Origin of the sequence: Solimonas sp. SE-A11 (assembly GCF_030345715.1) — a bacterium.
GTDB lineage: Bacteria > Pseudomonadota > Gammaproteobacteria > Nevskiales > Nevskiaceae > Solimonas_A.
Map to the genome: position 1 here is coordinate 154057 of NZ_JAUASX010000011.1, position 21508 is coordinate 175564.

The 21508-nt window shown below is 66.3% G+C and carries 22 protein-coding genes; all 22 read right to left on the reverse strand.

Annotated elements, in window-relative coordinates; genetic code table 11:
* Nucleotides 1-209: 209 nt before the first annotated feature.
* Nucleotides 210-1280 carry a ferrochelatase gene (gene hemH / locus QT386_RS14135; RefSeq protein WP_289274425.1) on the reverse strand — a complete coding sequence of 357 codons (1071 nt, stop codon included), beginning with the start codon at nucleotides 1278-1280 and terminating at the stop codon, nucleotides 210-212.
* Between the two features lie 18 nt (nucleotides 1281-1298).
* Complete coding sequence (locus QT386_RS14140; RefSeq protein ID WP_289274426.1) at nucleotides 1299-2669, reverse strand: amino acid permease; 1371 nt, start codon at nucleotides 2667-2669, stop codon at nucleotides 1299-1301.
* A 103-nt stretch (nucleotides 2670-2772) separates the two neighbouring features.
* Entirely contained in the window at nucleotides 2773-4212 is a 1440-nt protein-coding gene (nuoN, locus tag QT386_RS14145) for an NADH-quinone oxidoreductase subunit NuoN (RefSeq protein WP_289274427.1), read from the reverse strand.
* A complete protein-coding gene (nuoM, locus tag QT386_RS14150) occupies nucleotides 4209-5753 on the reverse strand; it encodes an NADH-quinone oxidoreductase subunit M (protein ID WP_289274428.1) in 1545 nt (514 codons plus the stop codon). The genes nuoN and nuoM overlap by 4 nt, the downstream gene beginning before the upstream one ends.
* 23 nt (nucleotides 5754-5776) lie before the next feature.
* Nucleotides 5777-7630: an NADH-quinone oxidoreductase subunit L gene (gene nuoL, locus QT386_RS14155; RefSeq protein WP_289274429.1), complete on the reverse strand. Its 1854-nt coding sequence runs from the start codon at nucleotides 7628-7630 to the stop codon at nucleotides 5777-5779.
* A 7-nt stretch (nucleotides 7631-7637) separates the two neighbouring features.
* Nucleotides 7638-7952: an NADH-quinone oxidoreductase subunit NuoK gene (nuoK, locus tag QT386_RS14160; protein WP_289274430.1), complete on the reverse strand. Its 315-nt coding sequence runs from the start codon at nucleotides 7950-7952 to the stop codon at nucleotides 7638-7640.
* Entirely contained in the window at nucleotides 7949-8443 is a 495-nt protein-coding gene (nuoJ, locus tag QT386_RS14165; protein ID WP_289274431.1) for an NADH-quinone oxidoreductase subunit J, read from the reverse strand. The genes nuoK and nuoJ overlap by 4 nt, the downstream gene beginning before the upstream one ends.
* Nucleotides 8444-8501: 58 nt before the next feature.
* Nucleotides 8502-8855, reverse strand: coding sequence for a four helix bundle protein (locus QT386_RS14170; RefSeq protein WP_289274432.1), 354 nt, complete (start codon nucleotides 8853-8855; stop codon nucleotides 8502-8504).
* A 48-nt stretch (nucleotides 8856-8903) separates the two neighbouring features.
* The gene (nuoI, locus tag QT386_RS14175) at nucleotides 8904-9449 is read right to left on the reverse strand and encodes an NADH-quinone oxidoreductase subunit NuoI (RefSeq protein ID WP_289274433.1); all 546 of its coding nucleotides are present in this window, start codon (nucleotides 9447-9449) and stop codon (nucleotides 8904-8906) included.
* 1 nt (nucleotide 9450) lies between these two features.
* Nucleotides 9451-10458 (reverse strand): NADH-quinone oxidoreductase subunit NuoH, encoded by a 1008-nt coding sequence (gene nuoH, locus QT386_RS14180; RefSeq protein ID WP_289274434.1) that lies wholly within the window; start codon nucleotides 10456-10458, stop codon nucleotides 9451-9453.
* 4 nt (nucleotides 10459-10462) lie between these two features.
* On the reverse strand, nucleotides 10463-13171 hold the full coding sequence (gene nuoG, locus QT386_RS14185; protein WP_289274435.1) for an NADH-quinone oxidoreductase subunit NuoG: 2709 nt from the start codon (nucleotides 13169-13171) through the stop codon (nucleotides 10463-10465).
* A 3-nt stretch (nucleotides 13172-13174) separates the two neighbouring features.
* Nucleotides 13175-14515: an NADH-quinone oxidoreductase subunit NuoF gene (gene nuoF / locus QT386_RS14190; protein ID WP_367401443.1), complete on the reverse strand. Its 1341-nt coding sequence runs from the start codon at nucleotides 14513-14515 to the stop codon at nucleotides 13175-13177.
* A 41-nt stretch (nucleotides 14516-14556) separates the two neighbouring features.
* Nucleotides 14557-15072: an NADH-quinone oxidoreductase subunit NuoE gene (gene nuoE / locus QT386_RS14195; RefSeq protein ID WP_289274437.1), complete on the reverse strand. Its 516-nt coding sequence runs from the start codon at nucleotides 15070-15072 to the stop codon at nucleotides 14557-14559.
* The gene (gene nuoC / locus QT386_RS14200) at nucleotides 15059-16837 is read right to left on the reverse strand and encodes an NADH-quinone oxidoreductase subunit C/D (RefSeq protein WP_289274438.1); all 1779 of its coding nucleotides are present in this window, start codon (nucleotides 16835-16837) and stop codon (nucleotides 15059-15061) included. The genes nuoE and nuoC overlap by 14 nt, the downstream gene beginning before the upstream one ends.
* A gap of 3 nt (nucleotides 16838-16840) precedes the next feature.
* Nucleotides 16841-17503: an NADH-quinone oxidoreductase subunit B family protein gene (locus QT386_RS14205; RefSeq protein ID WP_289274439.1), complete on the reverse strand. Its 663-nt coding sequence runs from the start codon at nucleotides 17501-17503 to the stop codon at nucleotides 16841-16843.
* Between the two features lie 34 nt (nucleotides 17504-17537).
* Nucleotides 17538-17963: an NADH-quinone oxidoreductase subunit A gene (gene ndhC, locus QT386_RS14210; protein ID WP_289274440.1), complete on the reverse strand. Its 426-nt coding sequence runs from the start codon at nucleotides 17961-17963 to the stop codon at nucleotides 17538-17540.
* Nucleotides 17964-18229: 266 nt separating this feature from the next.
* Nucleotides 18230-19003: a ferredoxin--NADP reductase gene (locus QT386_RS14215; RefSeq protein ID WP_289274441.1), complete on the reverse strand. Its 774-nt coding sequence runs from the start codon at nucleotides 19001-19003 to the stop codon at nucleotides 18230-18232.
* 146 nt (nucleotides 19004-19149) lie between these two features.
* On the reverse strand, nucleotides 19150-19782 hold the full coding sequence (locus QT386_RS14220; protein WP_289274442.1) for a DUF1376 domain-containing protein: 633 nt from the start codon (nucleotides 19780-19782) through the stop codon (nucleotides 19150-19152).
* A 196-nt stretch (nucleotides 19783-19978) separates the two neighbouring features.
* Complete coding sequence (locus QT386_RS14225) at nucleotides 19979-20308, reverse strand: YnfA family protein (RefSeq protein WP_289274443.1); 330 nt, start codon at nucleotides 20306-20308, stop codon at nucleotides 19979-19981.
* A 60-nt stretch (nucleotides 20309-20368) separates the two neighbouring features.
* The gene (locus QT386_RS14230) at nucleotides 20369-20686 is read right to left on the reverse strand and encodes a hypothetical protein (protein ID WP_289274444.1); all 318 of its coding nucleotides are present in this window, start codon (nucleotides 20684-20686) and stop codon (nucleotides 20369-20371) included.
* A gap of 67 nt (nucleotides 20687-20753) precedes the next feature.
* A complete protein-coding gene (locus tag QT386_RS14235) occupies nucleotides 20754-21170 on the reverse strand; it encodes a hypothetical protein (protein ID WP_289274445.1) in 417 nt (138 codons plus the stop codon).
* Between the two features lie 97 nt (nucleotides 21171-21267).
* Nucleotides 21268-21508: hypothetical protein (locus QT386_RS14240; protein WP_289274446.1), on the reverse strand; the 241-nt coding region annotated here is incomplete at its 5' end.

The following is a 21508-nucleotide window of genomic DNA, read 5'->3' on the forward strand; positions in this document are numbered from 1 at the left end:
TGAAGAAGTCCGCTCGTGATGAAGTCCTGAGCCTGTCGAAGTATCGAAGCATGGGCGGACTTCCCGCCAGGTCCGTCAATGAGTTGCCGCCCACCTTCGACAAGCTCAGGGCGAACGGCAACGAATCACAGACTTCCCAGGCGGCTCCCGACGCAAAACGAGAAAGGCCGGCATTCGCCGGCCTTTCTCGTTGGCGCTCCGCAGTGCCTTCAGTCCTTGCGTCCGATCCGGTCGGCGCGTTCCACGCGCGCCTGCAGTTCCAGCTCGCCCTCCGGCGGATAGTCCCAGCCCTGCAGTTCCCGCTGCACCAGCGCCTTCAGTGCTTCGATGTGGGCTGGCTCGTCGTTGAGGGCGGGGATGTAGCGCAGCGCTTCGCCACCGGCCTTGCGGAAGCTCTCGCCGTAGCGCAGCGCGATCTCCTCCAGGGTCTCCAGGCAGTCGGCGGAGAAGCCGGGGCAGATCACGTCGAGCTTGCGCAGGCCTTTCTTGGCCAGTTGCTGCACGTGCGGCTCGGTGTAGGGCTGCAGCCAGGGCGTGCGGCCCAGGCGGCTCTGGAAGCTCACCGACCACTGGCCCTCCGCCAGGCCCAGGCGCTCCGCCAGCAGGCGGGCGGTCTTATGGCAGTGGCAGAAGTAGGGATCGCCGGCCTTGAAGTAGCTCAGCGGGATCGAGTGGAAGGACATCAGCAGGTGCTCGCCGCGGCCCTGTGCCTGCCAGTGGGTCTCGACGCTCTGCGCCAGCGCGCCGATATAGCCGGCATCGTCGTGGTACTGGTTGACGGTGCGCAGCTCCGGCAGCCAGCGCCAGGCGCGCAGCAGCTCGAACAGCTTGTCCAGCACCGTGGCCGTGGTGGTGGCCGAGTACTGCGGATACAGCGGCAGCACCACGATGCGGCGCACGTCCTGGCGGCCCAGTGCGTTGAGCGCATCGGCGATCGACGGATTGCCGTAGCGCATCGCCAGGGCCACCGGCACCTCGGGCCCCAGGGCGGCCTGCAGCGCCGCCTGCTGGCGCTTGGAGAAGGCCATCAGGGGCGAGCCCTGCGGGGTCCAGACCGACTCGTAGGCGTGCTTCAGCTTCAGCGGCCGCAGCGGCAGGATGAACAGGTGCAGCACCGGCAGCCAGAACAGGCGGCTGAACTCCACCACGCGACGGTCGCTGAGGAACTCGCGCAGGTAGCGGCGGATCGCGGGTGCCGTCGGCGCGTCGGGCGTGCCGAGGTTGACCAGCAGGACACCGCGCCGCGGCGTGCGGCTATGGATATGTTCCGGCAGGCTCATCGGTAGTGACCGGCGTCCTCAGGAGGCTCGGGCCAGGTGGCTGTGGCTGCGCGAGTACAGGAAGTAGATCGCGATGCCCACCAGCAGCCAGCTGCCGAAGCGCAGCCAGGTCACCAGCGGCAGGCTCAGCATCAGGTAAACGCAGAAGATGATGCCCAGCGCCGGGATCACCGGGCCGAAGGGAATCTTGAACGGACGCGGCAGGTTCGGCAGGCGCTTGCGCAGCACGATCACGCCGGCGCAGACCAGGGCGAAGGCGCCCAGCGTGCCGATGTTGACCAGCTCCGCCAGCTCGTTGATCGGCGTGAAGCCGGCGGTCAGCGCGATGCCGACGCCACTGATCATGATGATGCGCACCGGCGTCTGGGTCCTGGTGTTCACGGCGGAGAACACCGGCGGCAGCAGGCCGTCGCGCGACATCGCCAGGAACACGCGGGTCAGGCCGAAGTACAGCACCAGCATCACGGTGGTGAGGCCGGCGATGGCGCCGGCGGTGACCAGCTTCAGGCCCCAGCCGATGCCGTGGGCGCGCAGGGCGTCGGCCATCGGCGAGGCGGTGTTGAGGCTGGCGTAGGGCACGATGCCGGTCAGCAGGGCCGAGACGATGATGTACAGCACCGTGCAGACGGCGAGGCTACCGAGGATGCCGATGGGGATGTCGCGCTGCGGGTTGCGTGCTTCCTCGGCGGCGGTGGAGACCGCGTCGAAGCCGATGTAAGCGAAGAAGATCACGGCCGCGCCGGCCATCACCCCATTCCAGCCGAAGGGCATGAACGGGGTCCAGTTGGCGGTGTCGACCTTGCCAGCCGCCACTACGATGAACACCAGCAGCGTGAACAGCTTCAGGAACACGATGCCCGAATTGAAGCGCGCGCTTTCCTTGACGCCCACGGCCAGCAGTACCGACAGCACCAGCACGATCAGCACCGCCGGCAGGTTCACCAGGCCGCCATCGGCCGGGGCCTTCATCAGGGTCTCGGGCAGGTTGATGCCGACGATCTCCATGCCGCGGCCGAAGTAGCGCGACCAGCCTACCGCGACGGTGGCGGTGGCCAGGGCGTACTCCAGCACCAGGTCCCAGCCGATGATCCAGGCGATGAACTCGCCCAGCGAGGCATAGGCATAGCCGTAGGCGCTGCCGCAGCCGCCGTAGCTGGAGGCCAGTTCGGAGTAGGACAGGGCGGCGAAGGCGCAGGCCAGGCCCGAGACCACGAAGGACAGGATGATCGCCGGGCCGCTGGTGGTGGCGGCGGTGATGCCGGTCAGCACGAAGATGCCGGTGCCGATGATGCAGCCGATGCCCAGCAGCAGCAGGTCGGTGGCGCTGAGGCAGCGCTTCAGCTCGGTGTCGGCGGTGGGAACGATGTGCTTGGTTCTGAACAGACTCATGGAGTTTCCCAACGCAAGTTCCGGGCCGGCGGCCCGCTGAAGATCAGGGGCCTGCCGGCTCGGTAATGGCCTTGTGGCAGGAGATACGCATGAACGGACGGTACTACGGACGCGCCAGCAGGAACAACGGCTCCGGGTAGACGCCCATCGCCAGCATCAGCAGCATCGCCAGCAGCAGCATCACGCCGCCGGCCGACTGGGCCCAGCTCATGGACTCGCTGACGCGCTCGTAGCCAGGCATCGGCACGAACAGGGCACTGATGACGCGCAGGTAGTAGTAGATGCCGATGGCGCTGCCCAGCACGATGCCGCTGACCAGCAGCCAGAGCTCGGACTCGACACCCACGGCGATGGCCACGAACTTGCCGATGAAGCCGGCCGTCAGCGGGATGCCGGCCAGGGACAGCATCATGGCGGTGAAGATCGACACTACGTAGGGACGCTGCCAGAACAGGCCCTGGTACTCGGAAAGCTTCTCGCGGTCGCGCTCGCCGGCCGGGCTGGAGACCAGCGCGATCACGCCGAACACGCCCAGCGAGGTGATCAGGTAGGTCGCCATGTAGACGCCGGCGGCCTCCAGCGAGCGGTCGCCCGGCGCCACCAGCACGATCAGCAGGAAGCCGAAGTGGGCGATGGACGAGTAGGCCAGCAGGCGCTTGAGGTTGTCTTGGCGCAGGGCCAGCAGGCTGCCGACGATCATCGAGGCCAGGGCCAGGATAGTCAGGGCCTTGACCACCAGCGGCGAGGGGGCGGCACCGGCGGCGTGGAACAGGCGCAGGGCGGCAGCCAGCACGCCGGCCTTGACCACGGTGGCCAGGTAGGCCGTCACCGGGGCCGGAGCGGCCTCGTAGACGTCCGGGGTCCACTGGTGGAAGGGCACGATCGACAGCTTGAAGGCCAGGCCGGCCAGGAGCATCGCCGCGCCCGCCAGCACCAGTGGCTGGCCGACGTTGGCGTTGACCAGGATCGTGGCCAGCGACTTCAGGTCCAGCGCGCCGGTGTCGGCGTAGATCAGGGCCAGGCCGAACAGCAGGGTGGCGGAGGCGCCGGCCGACAGCACCAGGTACTTGGCACCGCCCTCGACCGCGCGGCGGTCGGTGGTGGCGTAGGCCACGCCCGCCACCATCGGCAGGCTCAGCAGTTCCAGGCCGAGCAGCAGCGTGGCGGCATGGTTGGCGCAGGCCAGGGTCAGGCCACCGAGCGCGCCGAGCAGGATCAGCAGGTAGATCTCTTCGCGGTCGCCTTTGTTGTAGCCCTCGAAGTAAGCGTGGCACAGCGTCATCACGCCCAGGGTGGCCACCAGCACCAGCGCCATGTAGAAGCTCGCCAGCCCGTCCATCACCATCAGCGGGGTGACCTGCACCGGGCCGGCGTCGGCCAGCCAGGTCGGCAGCAGCGACAGCAGGGTCAGGTTGAGGCCGACCACCGACAGGAAGGCGGTGATGCGATGGTGGCGGCGGACCGAGATCGCCAGCATCACTACCACGATGGTGGCGGTGAGGACGAGGAAGGGCAGCAGCGCGATGATTTGTTGGGAGGTCATGGCGTGGTCGCTCCGCTGGCGGCGGCGCCGGAGTAGATGTGGTGCACCGCCTGCACGGGCGCGTGCGCGGCGTCGATCACCGGCTGCGGGTAGAGGCCCAGGCCGAGCATCAGCAGCATCAGCACCAGCATCATCGCCAGCTCACGGTGGTTCAGGTCTTCCAGCTTGCCTTCCTCGCGCGGCGCGCCGTGGAAAGCCCGCTGCACGACGATCAGCGAGTACACCGCCGCCAGGATCAGGCCCGACGAGGCCAGGATGGCGATCAGCGGCGCCACCGTGAACGTGCCCATCAGGATCAGGATCTCGCCGACGAAGTTGCCCAGACCCGGCAGGCCCAGCGAGGCGGCCGAGAAGAACAGCATGATCGGCGGCAGGTAGGGGAATCGGGCCCATAGGCCGCCCATCTGGCGCAGGTCGCGGGTATGCAGGCGCTCGTACAGCTCGCCGCAGAGGATGAACAGGGCACCCGCCGACAGGCCGTGGGCGATCATCTGCACCACCACGCCCTGCAGGGCCTGCTCGGTGCCGGCGTAGATGCCGATGATGACGAAGCCCATGTGCGAGACGCTGGTGTAGGCGATCAGGCGCTTGATGTCGGTCTGCGAGAAGGCCACCACCGCGCCGTAGACCACGGTGAACACGCCCAGCCACATGGCGATGGGGGCGAACTCGCGCGAGGCCTCGGGGAAGAACGGGATGCCGAAACGCAGCAGGCCGTAGGCCGCGGTCTTCAGCAGGATGCCCGCCAGGTCCACCGAGCCGGCCGTGGGCGCCTGCGAGTGTGCGTCCGGCAGCCAGGTATGCAGCGGTACCAGCGGCGTCTTCACGGCGAAGGCGATGAAGAAGCCGAGCATCAGCAGCCAGGCGATCTCCTTGCTCATCGGCGTATTGAGCAGATCGTGGTAGTCGAAGCTGATCACGCCGGTCGCCTTGTGGTGCAGGAACACCATGGCCAGGATCGCCAGCAGCATCAGGAAGCCGGAGGCCTGGGTGAAGATGAAGAACTTCACGGCCGCGTAGACCCGACCCTTGCCGCCGGGGATGTTGTGCCCCCAGAGCGCGATCAGGAAGAACATCGGCACCAGCATCATTTCCCAGAAGAAGAAGAACAGGAACATGTCCAGCGCCAGGAACACGCCGACCACGCCGCCCAGGTTCCACAGCAGGTTCAGGTGGAAAAAGCCGACGTATTTGTCGATCTCACGCCAGGAGCAGATGACGGCCATCAGGCCCAGCAGGTTGGTCAGCACCACCAGCAGCAGGGACAGGCCGTCCATGCCCAGGTGCAGGCTGATGCCCAGGCTGGGAATCCAGGCGGCGCGGAACTCGACGCTCCACTGCGGCGCGGCGCCGGCCACGGCCTGGAAGCCGGTGCCGGTGATGGAGAAGTCGCCGGTGGCCCAGAGCCACAGCGAGATCACCAGCGAGGTCAGCATGGTGAAGAAAGCGATCCAGCGAGGGACGCCGAGCGACCAGCGCTCGGACTGCCAGCTCAACAGGCCGCCGATGAAGGGGATGAGAATCAGCCAGACCAGAACCATTGTGATCGTTCCCTATGTCCGGATCAGTGGAAGGCCACGAGGGCGATCAACAGGCAGGTGCCGGCACCGGCCACCGCCGCATACCAGCGCAGGCCGCCGGTCTGGGTGCGCACCAGGGCCGTGTTCAGGCCGCGCAGGGTCGCCGGGATCACGTTGATGATCGAGTCGACGACGTCGTTCTTGTTGACCTCGGCAGCCCAGACGAAGGGCTTCACGAACAGGCGGTCGTAGAGCCAGTCGAAGCCCCAGGCGCTCTTCCACAGCTTGCCGATCGGGGCCAGCCCGCCGGAGGCCAGGCTTGCCGGGATCTGCGGGCGCTTGAGGAACAGGAACCAGGACACGAGGATGCCGACCAGGGTCACCACCAGCGGCAGGTGCACGATGATCCAGGGTTCGTTCGGATCGTGGTGGATCGCGGCCTGCGGCAGCACGCTGTCCAGCGGCAGGTGGATGAAGCCACCGATGATCGACAGCACCAGCAGCACGGCCAGCGGGATGTGGTGGTCCACGCTGTGTGCGCCGTGCGGTTCATGGTGATGGGCGTCGAAACGCTCCGGGCCGAAGAACACGATGAAGATCAGGCGGAAGCTGTAGACCGCGGTCAGGAAGGCGCCGAACAGGCCGGCCAGCCAGAGACCGTGGTTGCCGGTCAGGTAGGCCTGGTGAAGGATCTCGTCCTTCGAGTAGTAGCCGGCGAAGGGCCACATGGCCACCAGCGCCAGGGTGCCGATCATCATGCACCAGAACACGAAGGGGATGCGCTTGCGCAGGCCGCCCATCTTGAAGATGTCCTGCTCGTGGTGCATCGCCAGGATCACCGAGCCCGCCGAGAGGAACAGCAGCGCCTTGAAGAAGGCGTGCGTCATCAGGTGGAACACGGCCGGCTGGTAGGCGCCGACGCCCTCGGCCAGGAACATGTAGCCGATCTGGCTCATGGTGGAGTAGGCCAGGATCTTCTTGATGTCGGTCTGCATCAGCGCGGTGAAGCCGGCCAGCAGCAGGGTGATGGCGCCGATGACGCCCACCATGTGCAGCGCGAACGGCGACAGCGCGAACAGGTCGTTCATGCGGGCGATCAGGTAGACGCCCGCGGTGACCATGGTCGCGGCGTGGATCAGCGCCGAGACCGGGGTGGGGCCGGCCATGGCGTCCGGCAGCCAGGTCTGCAGCGGCAGCTGCGCCGACTTGCCCACCGCGCCGCCGAGCAGCAGCAGGCAGGTGGCCGTGGCCAGGGTCGAGCCCACCGCCCACTGCGTGGGGGCGATGACGGCCAGTTCCTTGATGTTCAGCGTGCCGAACTCGCGGTAGAGGATGAACAGGGCAATGGCCATCAGCGTGTCGCCCACGCGGGTGATGACAAAGGCCTTGCGCGCGGCGGCGCCGTTGGCCGGGTCCTTGTACCAGAAACCGATCAGCAGGTAGGACGCCAGGCCCACGCCTTCCCAGCCGAAGTACAGGAACAGCAGGTTGTCGCCCAGCACCAGGAACAGCATGCTGGCCACGAACAGGTTCATGTAGGAGAAGAAGCGCGGGTAGGCTTCGTCACCACGCATGTACCAGGACGCGAACAGGTGGATGAAGAAGCCCACGCCGGTGATGACCGACATCATGGTCAGCGACAGGGCATCCACGTGCAGCGTGAAGCTGGGGGCGAAGTTGCCCACGCTCATCCAGGTCCACAGGTGGACCGTGACGAAGCCGCCTTCCGGCGGCGCGGCGCTGAACTGCCAGATGGCGGTGGCGGTGGTCAGCGCCGAGATGCCGACGCTGCCGACGCCGATGAAGGCCGCCAGGTTCTCGGACATGCGGCTGCGCGACAGCGCCAACACCAGGAAGCCCAGCAGCGGGGCGACGAAGACGAGGGGCAGGTAGTTCATCATCCTTTTAACCCTTCATCTGGCTGGCGGCGTCGATGTCCAGCGTGCCGAAGCGCTTGTACAGCTGGATCACCAGGGCCAGGCCGACGCAGGCCTCGGCCGCGGCCAGCGTCAGCACCAGGATGAACATCACCTGGCCGTCGGGCTGCATCCAGCGGCTGCCGGCGGTGATGAAGGCGAGGCCAGTGGCATTCATCATCACTTCGATCGACATCAGCATGAAGATGATGTTGCGGCGCAGGACCAGGCCGCAGAGGCCCATCGCGAACAGGATCGCGGCGAGGAGGAGCGCGTGCTCCATGGGAATGGAGTGGGGCGTCATTGTTCGGACTTGCCCAGGTGGTAGGCGGCGACCAGACCGGCCATCAGCAGCATCGAGGCCAGTTCCACCGCCAGCAGGTAGGGACCGTAGAGGGCGATGCCGACGGCCTTGGCATCCACCGTCTTCAGGCCTGCGGGGGTGAGGCTGGTGTCCGGCATGATCACGCGGCCGAGCATGAACAGCAGGACGGCGGCCAGGATCGCGGGGCCGGCCGCCGCCACGGGCGACAGCCAGATGCGCTCCTGCTCGGTGGTGCGGCGGCCCAGGTTGAGCATCATCACCACGAACACGAACAGCACCAGGATGGCGCCGGCGTAGACGATCACCTGCAGCACGCCGGCGAACGGCGCGCCCAGCGTGAAGAAGGTGGTGGCCACGGCCAGCAGCGACAGCACCAGGTAGAGCAGGGCATGCACCGGGTTCGGACTGGTCACGACCAGGGCGGTCGAGAGCAGTGCGATGGCGGCGGCGGTGTAGAAGAGCAATTCCATTTTGGGAGATCGTCGTTCTAGATAGTGGATAGTAGTTGGTAGATAGTAGTTGGAGGCTTTACTTCAACGAATTCATCAGGGCGTTCAACAGCCGCGCCACTTCCGTGGCCTGTTCCCGGACCCCATCCGCCCTTGCAGTACTCACGTAGCCTAGTTCCACTGTCAACCTCAACTGCGTTTGCAACTCATACAGCGATCCTCTGGCATGCCCGAGGTGGTTTCTGAATTCACCTGAACTGGCTTTGCCTTGTCCTTCCGCGATGTTGCTTGGCACTGAGACCGCGCAACGTCGCAACTGCGAAATCAGACCAAACCGCTCATCGTCGGGCAGGCATTTGGCGAGCAAGTAGACCTCCCTTGTCAGCGCCATCGCCTTCTGCCAAACCACCAAGTCCTCGTACAAAGCGGCCATTGGCGTTTCTCTACTATCTACAAACTACTATCTACTATCCGGCGCTGCTTACGGCAGCAGGCTCTTGATGTCGACCGGGGCTTCCTCGTTGAGAGCCTCGCCCTTGTCCTTGCCCTTGATGGCCATGCCGGCCACGCGGTAGAAGTTGTAGTCCGGGTACTTGCCGGGCCCGCTGATCAGCAGGTGCTCCTTCTCGTACACCAGGTTCTGGCGGTTGTACTCGCCCATCTCGTAGTCCGGCGTCAGCTGGATCGCGTTGGTCGGGCAGGCCTCTTCGCAGAGGCCGCAGAAGATGCAGCGCGAGAAGTTGATGCGGAAGAACTCCGGGTACCAGCGGCCGTCCTGCTTCTCGCCCTTCTGCAGCGAGATGCAGCCCACCGGGCAGGCCACCGCGCAGAGGTTGCAGGCGACGCAGCGCTCTTCGCCGTCCGGATCGCGCGTCAGCACGATGCGGCCGCGGTAGCGGGGCGGAATATACGGCTTCACCTCGGGGTAGCTGATGGTGTCGCGCGGGCGCCAGCTGTGGGAGAAGATCATCCCGATGCTGCGCAGCTGGGTGTAGATGCCGTGCATCACGGCCTTGAATTGGCTCATGTCAGGCTCCGTGGTTCCACAGCACGATCGCGCCGGTGACGAGGAGGTTGATCAGCGACAAGGGCAGGCAGACCTTCCAGGCCGCGGACATCATGTGGTCGTAGCGCGGGCGCGGCAGCGCGGCGCGCAGCAGGATGAAGCTGGACATGAAGAACAGGCTCTTGATGGCGAACCAGACGAAGGGAATCTGCTCGGTCCAGAAGGGGCCTTCCCAGCCGCCGAAGAACAGCGCCACCGTCAGGCCCGAGACCATGACGATGCCGACGTACTCGCCGACGAAGAACATGCCGAACTTCATGCCCGAATATTCGGTGTGGTAGCCCGCCGCCAGTTCCGACTCTGCCTCGGGCAGGTCGAACGGCGTGCGGTGGGTGACCGCCACGGCGGCCAGCGCCCAGACGCAGAAGCCGATGAACTGGGGGATGATGTTCCAGTAGCCGGCCTGCTGGTACTCCACGATCTCGCGCAGGTTGAAGGTGCCGGCCTGCATCACCACGCCCATCAGCGACAGGCCCATGAATACTTCATAGGAGATGGTCTGCGCGGTGGAGCGAAGGCCGCCGAGCAGTGCGTACTTGCTGTTGGAGGCCCAGCCGCCGAGCATCACCGCGTACACCGCCAGGCCGCCGATGGCGAAGAAGAACAGCATGCCCAGGTCGGCCGAGGAGACACCCCAGTTCGGCGTGATCGGCACGAACAGGAAGCCCAGCAACATCATGCTCATCGCGATCAGCGGCGCGAGGATGAAGGTGACCTTGTCGACGAAGGGCGGCGTCCAGTCTTCCTTGAAGAAGATCTTGATCATGTCCGCGATGACCTGGCCGAGGCCGAAGGGGCCGATGCGGTTCGGGCCGTACCGGTCCTGCCAAAGGGCCAGCAGGCGGCGCTCCAGCCAGATCATCCAGGCCGCGGTCAGGACCACGCCCAGCAGGATGATCACGGACTTCACCATCGCCCAGATCGCGGCGAGGACTACCGGCGAGGTCAGCCAATCCACGAATGCGGACATGCGCTCAGGCTCCCTTGGCGACGGTGGCGGCACTGCCGGCCTTCAGCGGCGGCACACCGGCCAGGCCCACGGGCAGGCCGAGCACGCCGGCCGGCAGGTCCGGACGGACGCGCGCGGGCAGGCTGAAGGTCTGGCCGTCGAGCGTGATGCTCACCAGCTCGGCATGGTTCACGCCCAGGCGTGCGGCGTCGCCGACGTTGAGCGCGGCATAGGTCGCCGGGATGCGCTCCTGGATCGGCGCGGCCCGCGATGACAGCTCCTCGCTGCCGAAGTGCTGGTACAGCGGCTCCACGCGCAGGGCGCCGTTGGGCTTGAAGGCCGCCGGCACCGCCGCGTAGTAGGCCGGGCGCGAGGCGCCGGCCTTGAACAGGTGCACGCCGGAGTCGCCGCCGCGCAGCGAGCCGCCGACCTCGGCCTGGAACTTGTTCCAGGCCTGCGGGCTGTTCCAGCCCGGGGCCCAGGCGAAGGGCAGCAGTTCCGGCGGGCGGTCGATGCCGTGGGAGCCGTTGACGCCTTCCATGGAGAAGGCCAGGGCGGAGTCGGCGTCCTGCGTGGAGCGCGGCTCGTGCACGAAGATGTTGGCGCGGGCGGCGGTGCGGCCGGACTGGCGCTGCGGCGCGCGCGCGACCTTCATGCCCTTGATGCGGAAGCTGGCGTTGGGGGCGGCGGCGGCGATGCCCTTGAGGGCGGGCAGGGCGGCTTCGGCCTGGGCCAGCACGTCGTCCAGGTTCTCCTGCGCCGCGTCACCGTTCTGCAGCCGGTCGAGCCAGCGCCAGGATTCGGCGATGGCGACCGAGCGGTCGTAGTACGCGGGGTCGAAGTTCTGGAAGTAGCGCTGCGCGCGGCCTTCATAGTTGACCAGCGTGCCGTCGCCTTCGGCGAAGCTCGCGGCCGGCAGCAGGGCCTGGGCGCGCTGCGCGGTGCGGGTCTCCTGGTGCTCCAGCACGATCAGCGTGGCCTTGGCCAGGGCGGCGTCGACCTGGGCGGCCGGCAGGCGTGCGTAGAGGTCGTTCTCCACCACCACCAGCACGCTTGGCTCGGCGGCGGCGCGGGCCAGCATGGCTTCCAGGTCGGCGGCGTCGAACAGGGCCAGGCCGATGCTGTTGGATTCCGGCACCGCCAGGCAGATCTCGGCGCCCGGATGGCTGGCCTGCAGCGCCCAGGCGATGTTGGCGGCCGCCTGGATCACGGCGGCGTCGCCGCAGCCGGTACCGGAGATCACCAGCGGACGCTTGGCAGCCTTGAGCGTGGCGGCGATGCGCTGCGCCAGCTCGGTGGTCTTGGCATCCAGGCCTTCCACGGCCGGGCTGGACGCGTCCAGCGCGTGCGCGATGGCATAGCCCAGGCGGGCCAGGTCGGGCGCGGCGGCGCGGTGCGTGGCCACGGCCACGTCGTCGAAGCGGGTCTTGGCCGGGGTGGCGACGAACACCGGGTTCAGCTGGCGCTGGGCGATGTCCTTGGCCGAAGCCGCTTGCCAGTCGGGCACCTTCTTCTCGGCGCACAGGGTGTCGGCCTTGCCCTTGGCGGCCTGGCGCAGGGCCAGGGCGATGCGCGGCGCGGTGGCCAGCACGTCTTCGCCCAGGACCAGCACGGCGTCGGCTTCCTCGACCGAGGCCGGGGTGGCGCAGGGAGCGGTGCCCTTCTGCATCACGTCCAGGCAGAGGCGGGCCAGGGCGGCGTCCAGCGCGGACTGGCCGTTGCTGAAGTTGGCGGCGCCGACCAGCTCGCGCAGGGCGTAGTTGGATTCGATGGAGGCGCGCGGTGAGCCGATGCCCAGCACCGGCTTACCGGCCTTGAGTTGCTGACGGATGAACTCCAGCGCGTCGCCACCGTCCATGGCCTCGCGCCGGCCGTCCTTGCTCACCAGCAGCTGGCGCGGACGGTCCTTGCGGTTGACGTGACCGTAGCCGAAGCGGCCGCGGTCGCAGAGGAAGTAGCCGTTGAGCTCGGCGTGATAGCGGTTCTCGACGCGGCGCACCTCACCGTAGCGTTCGCCCGGGGAGATGTTGCAGCCCACCGAGCAGCTGGCGCAGATGCTGGGCGAGAACTGCATGTCCCACTTGCGCGTATAGCGCTCGGAGTGGGTCTTGTCGGTGAACACGCCCGTGGGGCAGACCTCGGTGAGGTTGCCGGAGAACTCGTTCTCCAGCGTGCCGTCCTTCTCGCGGCCGAAGTAGACGTTGGCGGCGGAGCCGTAGACGCCCAGGTCGGTGCCGCCAGCATAGTCGTTGTAGAAACGCGTGCAGCGGTAGCAGGAGATGCAGCGGTTCATCTCGTGCGCGATGAACGGGCCCAGGTCCTGGTTGCGGTGGGTGCGCTTGGTGAAGCGGTACTCGCGGTTGTGATGACCGGTCATCACGGTCATGTCCTGCAGATGACAGTGGCCGCCTTCCTCGCAGACCGGGCAGTCGTGCGGGTGGTTGGTCATCAGGAAGGAGATGATGGTCTCGCGGAATTCCTTGGATTCCTCGTCGTCGATCGAGATCCAGGTGTTGTCCGTGGTCGGCGTCATGCAGGACATGACGATGCGGCCCTGCTTGTCGTCGCCGTCCTTGTACTGCTTGACCGCGCACTGGCGGCAGGCACCGACCGAATCCAGCGCCGGGTGCCAGCAGAAGTAGGGGATGTCCAGGCCCAGCGAGAGACAGGTCTGGAGCAGGTTGTCGCCGCCCTTGACCTCGAACTGCTTGCCGTCAACGTGAATGATTGCCATGAATCAGCTCGCTTTCTTCGTGGCGAGGTCGCGGTCGTCGGTGATGTCCGGCAGCCCTGCGGGGAGGGTGCAGACGTCCGGCTTGACCTCGTCGATGTCGCAGACGATGCCGATCTCGAATTCGTCGCGGAAATACTTGATGGCCGACTGCAGCGGCTCCATCGCGCCCGGTGCGTGGGCGCAGAAAGTGCGGCCGGGGCCGAGCCAGCGCGTCATCTTGCTCAACTGCTCGATGTCGCCGGTCTTGCCCTGGCCGTTCTCGATGGCGCGCAGGATCTTGACCGTCCACGGCAGGCCGTCACGGCAAGGCGTGCACCAGCCGCAGGACTCGCGGGCAAAGAACTCTTCCAGGTTGCGCACCGCCGAGACGATGCTCTGGTCCTCGGCCACCACCGTGATCAGGCCGGTGCCCATGCGGGAGCCGGCGCGGGCGATGGTGTCGAAGTCCATCGGCAGGTCCAGGTGCTCGGGCAGCAGGAAGTCGGTGGACGCACCGCCCGGCAGCCAGGCCTTGAGCTTCTTGCCGCCGCGCATGCCGCCGGCATGCACTTCCAGCAGCTCTCGGGCGGTGGTGCCCATCGGCAGTTCCCAGCAGCCCGGCTTGTTGGCGCGGCCGGAGACACCGTAGAGCTTGGTGCCGGCGTCGCTGGTCTTGCCCTGGTTCAATTCCTTGAACCAGGTGGGGCCGTTGAGCAGGATGTGCGGGATGTTGGACAGCGTCTCGACGTTGTTGACGATCGTCGGACGGCCCCAGAGGCCGGCGATCTGCGGGAAGGGCGGCTTGGCGCGCGGGTTGGCGCGGCGGCCTTCCAGCGAGTTGATCAGCGCGGTCTCTTCACCACAGATGTAGCGGCCGGCGCCGGTGTGCACGTAGAGCTCGAAGCTCCACTCGCCGCCCAGCACGTTCTTGCCCAGCAGGCCCGCGGCGCGGGCCTCGGCGATGGCCCGGTTCAGGCGCTCGGCGGCGACGACGTATTCGCCGCGCAGGAAGATGTAGCCGGTCTGGGCCTGGATCGCATAGCCGGCCAGAGCCATGGCCTCGACCAGCTGGTGCGGGGCCTGCTCCATCAGCAGGCGGTCCTTGAAGGTGCCCGGCTCCATCTCGTCGGCGTTGCAGACGATGTACTTGGTGCCGGCGTCCGGCCCCATGGGGATCAGCGACCACTTGATGCCGGTGGGGAAGCCGGCGCCGCCACGGCCGCGCAAGTTGGCTTCCTTGACCTTGGCCTGCACGTCCTGCGGCTTGAGCTCCTTGATCGCCTTGCGCAGGGCGGAGTAGCCGCCCTCGGCCTCGTGGCTCTTCAGGTCCAGGGGACCCGCAGCCGTGTCGATCAGGCGCGTCAGCGGCTTCTGGTAGTTGGGGTCCTTCGCGCTGCGCAGAGTGCTCACTGGTAGTTCCCCAGGATCGCGGCGACGTCCTTGGGCTCCACCGGCCCATGCAGGTCGTCGTCGATCATCATCGTGGCGCCGCGGTCGCAGGCGCCCAGGCAGCAGATCGGCAGCAGGGTGTAGCGGCCGTCCCGGGTGGTCTGGCCGAAGCGGATGCCGAGCTGCTTCTCCAGCTCGCCGCGCAGCTCGTCGTAGCCGGTGAGATGGCAGGAGATGCTGTCGCAGACCTTGATCACGTGGCGGCCCACCGGGCGGCGGAAGATCAGGCTGTAGAAGGTGGCCACGCCCTCGAGGTCGGCGGCGCTGATGCCGATGGCTTCGGCGATCACGGGGATCGCGTCGTCCGGCACCCAGCCACGGTGCTTCTGCACCGCCTTGAGCGCGTCGATACTGGCCGCGCGGCCGTCGGGGTAGTGGGTCAGTGCGTGCTCGATCTCGTGGCGCTCCTCGTCGCTGAGGACGAAGGAGGGCTTGTTGAGATCGGCGAGTTTGACGACTTTATCTGTCGACATCGGCCATCACGAAGTCAATGCTGGCGATATAGGCGATCAGGTCGGGCACCATCTGCCCGTTGATCGCCGCCGGAATCTGCTGCAGGTGCGCGAAGCTCGGTGTGCGGATGCGCGTGCGATAGCTCATCGTGGCCGCGTCGCTGGTGAGGTAGTAGCTGTTGATGCCCTTGGTCGCCTCGATCATCTGGCTGGTCTCGCCGGCCGGCATCACCGGGCCCCAGGACACGTCCAGGAAGTGCGTGATCAGGGTTTCGATGTCGCGCAGGGTGCGCTCCTTCGGCGGCGGGCAGGTCAGCGGGTGGTCCGCCTTGTACGGGCCGGAAGGCATGTTGTTGAGGCACTGCTCGATGATGCGCAGCGACTGGCGGATCTCTTCCTCGCGCGCCAGGGTGCGGTCGTAGCAGTCGCCCTTGTGGAACACCGGCACCTCGAAGTCGAAGTTCTCGTAGCCGGAGTAGGGGCGGGCCTTGCGCAGGTCGTAGTTGCAGCCGGTGGCGCGCAGGCCGGGGCCGGTGACGCCCCATTCGATCGCCGAGGCGGTGTCGTAGGCCGCCACGTCGCGCGAGCGCGACTTGAAGATGGCGTTCTCGACCGCGGCCTTCTTGTACTCGTCCAGGCGCTTGGGCATCCAGTCGAGGAACTCGCGGACCTTGCGGTCCCAGCCCTGCGGCAGGTCGTGCGCCACGCCGCCGATACGGAACCAGGCCGGGTGCATGCGGAAGCCCGTGACGGCCTCGATCACGTCGTAGGCCTTCTGGCGGTCCACGAACATATAGAACACCGGCGACATCGCGCCGACGTCCTGGGCGTAGGTGCCGTAGAACAGCAGGTGCGAGGTGATGCGGAAGAACTCCGCCATCATCACGCGGATGGTCTGGACGCGCTCCGGCACCTTGATGCCGGCGATCTTCTCCAGCGCCAGCACGTAGGGCAGGTTGTTCATCACGCCACCGAGGTAATCGATACGGTCGGTGTACGGGATGTAGGTGTGCCAAGACTGGCGCTCGCCCATCTTCTCGGCGCCGCGGTGGTGGTAGCCGATGTCCGGCACGCAATCCACCACCTCCTCGCCGTCGAGCTGCAGCACCACGCGGAAGGCGCCGTGCGCCGCCGGGTGGTTCGGGCCGAAGTTGAGGTACATGAAGTCGTGGTCATCGGTGCCGCGCTTCATGCCCCAGTCCTCGGGGACGAAACGCAACGCCTCCTGCTCCATGTCCTGCTTCAGGGAGTCCAGGTAGAAGGGGTCGAACTCGGTGGCGCGCGCCGGGTAGTCCTTGCGCAGCGGGTGACCGGTCCAGGTCGGCGGCAGCAGGATGCGGCGCAGGCCCGGGTGGCCGTCGAAGACGATGCCGAACATGTCCCAGACCTCACGCTCGTACCAGTTGGCGTTGAGGTAGACGTTGGTGATGGTCGGCAGCGAGGGCGTCTCGCCCTGCAGCGCCACCTTGAGGCGCACGTCACCCTTGCCGCGGGTGGCGATGTCGCGGTCGATCGACAGCAGGTGGTAGATCACCGTGAAGTCGGCCTGCGGCAGGCCGTGGCGGTGCTTGCGCAGCCGCTCGTCCATGGCCGTCAGGTCGTACAGCATCTTGTACGGCTTGGGCACCTCGTTCTTGAGGTAGCGCAGCACGTCGTGCAGGCGGTTGGCCGGCAGCCACAGCGTCGGCACCTGGTCGACGGTGGGCTGCAGGGTGAACAGGTTCTCGCCGAAGCGCGCGATCAGCTCGCGGACGACTTCGGGCAGGGCGGGGGCTCCGTCGGCCATGCGTTACACCGAATCCGGCGTGCGCAGGATGGTCTGCGCCTGGCGCTCGGCCTGCTTGAGGTCGCGCTGCGCCGGCATCTGGGCCTTGTAGATGCCCTGGTCTCCCACCACCCAGGACAGCGGGCGCCGTTCCTTGCCGATGGAGTCCTGCAGCATCATCAGGCCCTGCAGGAAGGCCTCGGGGCGGGGCGGGCAGCCCGGCACGTAGAGGTCCACCGGCAGGAACTTGTCCACGCCCTGCACCACGGAATAGATGTCGTACATGCCGCCGGAGTTGGCGCAGGAGCCCATGCTGATCACCCACTTGGGTTCCAGCAGCTGCTCGTACAGGCGCTGGACCACCGGGGCCATCTTGATGAAGCAGGTCCCGGCGATGACCATCAGGTCGGCCTGGCGCGGCGTGGCGCGGATGACTTCGGAGCCGAAGCGGGCCAGGTCATGGGTCGGCGTGAAGGCCGTGGCCATTTCCACGTAGCAGCAGGACAGGCCGAAGTTGTACGGCCAGATCGAGTTCTTGCGGCCCCACTGCACCAGGTCCGAGAGCTTGGCGGTCAGCACGTTGCGGCTGACCTGCTCCTCGGTGAACGTCTCCTCGGCCGGTTTGGCAAAGGGCGAAACGCCGGTCGGACGGTTCGGGTCTATTCGGGTAAGGGTGTATTGAGGCATGGGGCTGGCTCGCGCTTGCCGGGGGGAGGGCGGATCAGGTCTGCTTGTCTTCGCGCTGCTTGCGCGCCTTGCGCGCCTGCGGTGCCCAGTCCAGGGCGCCGACGCGAACGAGGTAGACCAGGCTGGCGCCCAGGATGAAGATGAAGATGAAGGCCTCGATGAAGCCCATCCAGCCGGCCTCACGGACCGACACGGCCCAGGCGTAGAGGAACAGGGCCTCCACGTCGAAGATCACGAAGAACACGGCCACCAGGTAGAACTTGGCGGACAGGCGCAGCTTTTCGGGGGAGCCGGAGACCACGCCGGACTCGAAGGGCTCGTTGCGGGCGCGGGCGCCGGAGCGGCCACCCAGCAGCCAGGACAGCACCAGCATCAGGCCACAGAGGCCAAAAACGCCAATGATGTAGAGGGTGGTACCCCAGAACTCGGGCGATTCCGGAACGCTGGCGAAATCGGTCATTCGTGGCCTCGTACGGTCGTTGGTCTGTCTTTAATCTTGTGCGGGCGCTCCCCGGGCAGCCGCGAAGGTCGAGCCTCGACCGGCATGGCGTGGTGAAAACTTGCCCAGGGGTGACGGCCCGCATGCCGTCCAAACGGATTATAGACCGGGGAGGTGCCTGAGCGCTGATTTTTTTGTCGGAAGTTGCAGGGGTGTTGACAGCAGAAGGCCCGCATGTGCGGGCCTTCGGTGTGCAACTCCGGTGTACAGCCGTGACGCTTGCGGCCTTATTTCTCCACGAAGGCCCGTTCGATCACGTAGTCGCCCGGGGTGCCGATATGCGGCGAGATCTCGAAGCCGCGGGCGTCGAGGATCTCGCAGGAGTCCTTCAGCATCTGGGGGCTGCCGCAGATCATCACGCGGTCGGTCACCGGGTTCAGCTCCGGCAGGCCGATGTCGGCGGCCAGCTTGCCGTTATTGATGACGTCGGTCAGGCGGCCCTGGTTGCGGAACTCCTCGCGGGTCACCAGCGGGTAGTAGATCAGCTTGTCGCGCACCAGATCGCCCAGGATCTCGTCATTGGGCAAGCCTTCCAGGAACTCCTTGTAGGCGAGGTCGTTGACGTTGCGCACGCCGTGGATCAGCACGATCTTCTCGAAGCGCTCGTAGGCGTCCGGGTCCTTGACCAGGCACATGAACGGCGCCAGGCCGGTGCCGGTGCTGAAGTAATAGAGGTTCTTGCCAGGCTTGAGGTCGTCCAGCAGCAGGCTACCAGTAGGCTTGCGGCTGACCAGCAACTCGTCGCCTTCCTTCAGATGCTGCAGGCGCGAGGTCAGCGGGCCGTTCTGGACCTTGATGCTGAAGAACTCGAGGTAGTCCTCGTAGTTGGCGCTGGCGATGCTGTAGGCGCGCATCAGCGGGCGCCCATTGACCTCCAGACCAATCATGACGAACTGGCCATTGCGGAAGCGCAGGCCCGGATCACGGGTCGTCTTGAAACTGAACAGGGAGTCGTTCCAGTGGTGAACGCTCAGGACACGCTCGGGGGCGAAGGCGGCCATTTCAATCCATGGTGCAGTGCAAAATGGGGCGCAATCTTAAGACAAATCGTGCCGGTAGTGGCAGCCCGGCCCGTAATTGCCTGAAAACAGCGCTTGCGGGAATAAAAAACCGGGTGGAATTGTCAGGTTACGGCCGTTGCGCCGCCTCACCCGCAGGGACTAGCGAGGGCGCCGCGCCCGGGTAGGACGGCTGCCGCCGCCTGCTGCAGCCAGGTGATGGGGTCCCGGGGGCGCAACTGCTTGCAGTCCATCAATAGACTGAAGGCCCGATCCTCGCCCAGGCTCCGGTGCAGGGTCTCCAGAACGGGCCGGGCGCGGGCGGCCGGGATGGCCCAGGTGTTCAGCAGGGCGGCACCGAACTCCAGGACCTCTTCGGTGCTGACCGAGAGCAAGGCCGATACGGCGGGCTTCTGGGCTGGGGCCCTGGACGGGGCGGGGGCTGGCGGGGGCGCTGCCGGCGGTGCCGGGCTGGCGGCCGGGGCTGGGGTGGGCGAGTTGGCGCGCGCGGTGGCACGCGACTGCCTCTTTTCCACGTCGCGGCGCGCCTGGGGGTGCCAGCCCTCGTCACTGAACCAAGTGGTGGCGACCTTCAGGGCGGCCTGGCGCTCGGCCGCGGTAGTGGCGCGGGCGATGCGATACAGCTCGTCATGAGTCGGGGGCAGGGGGCATTCGCGGCTGTACTGCCAGTCCAGCAGGCGGTTGTAGGCGCCCTCCTCGGCCAAGCTGAGATGCGCCGTGGCGGTGGCGTGGATCGCGGGGCGGCGCTGGTAATGGTTCATGGGTTGGTTGCAGGCAGCAGCCTGCCTCCCTGGTGCTGGGTGGTGGAATGGGGGCGGGGGAGCGCCCACAAAAAAGCCCGGCATCTCTGCCGGGCTTCTTCGGGACGCAAGCTCCCTGCGAAACATTATCCCCGGGGCCGGGCCGGGCTCCTAACGGAACTCCGTATTTCTTGCCGGCAGGGCCGTGGCGCGGGATTCAGGCCGGACGCTGCCAGCCCGCGGCGATGATCGCCATGCCGGCCAGGGCGATGCCAGCGCCCATCCAGTCCCAGGGGCCCAGCCGCACCCCGTCCACCACCCGCAGCCAGACCAGGGCGGTGGCTACGTAGACCCCGCCGTAAGCGGCGTAGACCCGCCCGCTGGCGGCCGGGTGCAGGGTCAGCAGCCAGACGAACAGGGCCAGGCTGGCCGCCGCCGGCAGCAGCAGCCAGATTGACTTGCCCTGGCGCAGCCACAGCCAGGGCAGGTAGCAGCCGATGATCTCGGCCAGGGCGGTGGCGAAGAAGAGGAGGGTGGTCTTGAGCATGGGGCATGGTAGCCGGGGTGGGGCGGCTACTGCATGGGGGCGCCTGGTTGGGCGAGCTGGTTATGACGCGCGCAGGCCCGCCATACGAAGCGCCTCAACAACGAAAGCAAGTTCAGGCACAACGGCGCCCTCGCGCTCTGGCCATACATGCAAGCAGTAGTCATTAGTTGGATCATCACTAATGTCGTGCTCAGGCTCGGGTACGCCCAAGAGGACATAGACAACTCCGCCGCTCTTTGCTGTATATGCCGGACACTCCTCGAAGCGTCCTGTTAACTCTTCCTTCATCGCGACGCCGAGCGCTCTGGAGACAGCCTTGGCTGTCTCCGATAGCGAATGGTCCAGCTCAATGATGATGTCGATGCCTAAGACTTTCATGACGCCCACCTGCGACGACGCGGCCGTCAAGCCGCCGGAGGCGTCGCGGTAGAGCGGCTGATTAGATCTAACGTTCGTCATTTCTGATTACATTGCGCATGCGTTCATCCATTGCCTGGAACTGCTGCACAAGCTTGTCACAGGCTGTCTTTGATGCTTCGCAACGCGTGGTGCGTACTGAGTACCACGCACCGTCCTGAGCCTGATAGGTATAGTTGCGCGATGCGGCAGGGAAGGCGAAGTGATCAGATGGCGCGAAGGACCAAAGAGTTAATTCTTCTCTTTCTGTGATGATTGTCCAACCGTCTTGAAGCTCAACATTCACCCCCTCTTTCGCTTTCACTGCGGCGAGGGTTTCGGCAACAGATCCAGCCCATCCATCAAACGACTCCAGGGGACCATAATGAAGCGCAGGCGAATGCTCCGCGCCGTGTGCCATGAGCGATATGGCAAAGAAGGTTGGCAACACGGGACTAATGCGCATGGGCGAATACTCGTTAGTCCCAACGCCTAGGTTGAGGCCATGGCCGCGTAGAAGGCGTGGCCGGTTGGCTTGAACCACTGATTACGGAGCTTCACTTTCAGGTATCAACTTGATACGCGTATTCGCCACCCAGAACCAATACTGCGGATGCGCCGATGATTAGCAGCCGCACCCAGCTTGAAGAAGGTTGCAGCTCGGGATGAATGACCAGAGCCAACGACGTTACCCCGCCTTGAGTAGCGGTTTGGTTTAGAGCCCTGGGTTGATGGTAATAGCCTTTGCAGCAAGCTGCTTGGCGTAGACGGCGGGCGCCAGCCCGCCGAGTGCTTTCTTGGGTC

What these genes read in the sequence shown, in the direction of transcription:
- nuoN (WP_289274427.1), bottom strand. Translation starts at nt 4,212, where the DNA reads ATGACCTCCCAACAAATCATCGCGCTGCTGCCCTTCCTCGTCCTCACC.
- hemH (WP_289274425.1), bottom strand. Translation starts at nt 1,280, where the DNA reads ATGAGCCTGCCGGAACATATCCATAGCCGCACGCCGCGGCGCGGTGTC.
- nuoI (WP_289274433.1), bottom strand. Translation starts at nt 9,449, where the DNA reads ATGAGCCAATTCAAGGCCGTGATGCACGGCATCTACACCCAGCTGCGC.
- nuoJ (WP_289274431.1), bottom strand. Translation starts at nt 8,443, where the DNA reads ATGGAATTGCTCTTCTACACCGCCGCCGCCATCGCACTGCTCTCGACC.
- QT386_RS14225 (WP_289274443.1), bottom strand. Translation starts at nt 20,308, where the DNA reads ATGCTCAAGACCACCCTCCTCTTCTTCGCCACCGCCCTGGCCGAGATC.
- nuoG (WP_289274435.1), bottom strand. Translation starts at nt 13,171, where the DNA reads ATGGCAATCATTCACGTTGACGGCAAGCAGTTCGAGGTCAAGGGCGGC.
- nuoC (WP_289274438.1), bottom strand. Translation starts at nt 16,837, where the DNA reads ATGGCCGACGGAGCCCCCGCCCTGCCCGAAGTCGTCCGCGAGCTGATC.
- QT386_RS14230 (WP_289274444.1), bottom strand. Translation starts at nt 20,686, where the DNA reads ATGAAAGTCTTAGGCATCGACATCATCATTGAGCTGGACCATTCGCTA.
- QT386_RS14170 (WP_289274432.1), bottom strand. Translation starts at nt 8,855, where the DNA reads ATGGCCGCTTTGTACGAGGACTTGGTGGTTTGGCAGAAGGCGATGGCG.
- nuoE (WP_289274437.1), bottom strand. Translation starts at nt 15,072, where the DNA reads ATGTCGACAGATAAAGTCGTCAAACTCGCCGATCTCAACAAGCCCTCC.
- ndhC (WP_289274440.1), bottom strand. Translation starts at nt 17,963, where the DNA reads ATGACCGATTTCGCCAGCGTTCCGGAATCGCCCGAGTTCTGGGGTACC.
- nuoL (WP_289274429.1), bottom strand. Translation starts at nt 7,630, where the DNA reads ATGAACTACCTGCCCCTCGTCTTCGTCGCCCCGCTGCTGGGCTTCCTG.
- QT386_RS14205 (WP_289274439.1), bottom strand. Translation starts at nt 17,503, where the DNA reads ATGCCTCAATACACCCTTACCCGAATAGACCCGAACCGTCCGACCGGC.
- QT386_RS14235 (WP_289274445.1), bottom strand. Translation starts at nt 21,170, where the DNA reads ATGCGCATTAGTCCCGTGTTGCCAACCTTCTTTGCCATATCGCTCATG.
- QT386_RS14140 (WP_289274426.1), bottom strand. Translation starts at nt 2,669, where the DNA reads ATGAGTCTGTTCAGAACCAAGCACATCGTTCCCACCGCCGACACCGAG.
- nuoM (WP_289274428.1), bottom strand. Translation starts at nt 5,753, where the DNA reads ATGGTTCTGGTCTGGCTGATTCTCATCCCCTTCATCGGCGGCCTGTTG.
- QT386_RS14220 (WP_289274442.1), bottom strand. Translation starts at nt 19,782, where the DNA reads ATGAACCATTACCAGCGCCGCCCCGCGATCCACGCCACCGCCACGGCG.
- nuoK (WP_289274430.1), bottom strand. Translation starts at nt 7,952, where the DNA reads ATGACGCCCCACTCCATTCCCATGGAGCACGCGCTCCTCCTCGCCGCG.
- nuoH (WP_289274434.1), bottom strand. Translation starts at nt 10,458, where the DNA reads ATGTCCGCATTCGTGGATTGGCTGACCTCGCCGGTAGTCCTCGCCGCG.
- QT386_RS14215 (WP_289274441.1), bottom strand. Translation starts at nt 19,003, where the DNA reads ATGGCCGCCTTCGCCCCCGAGCGTGTCCTGAGCGTTCACCACTGGAAC.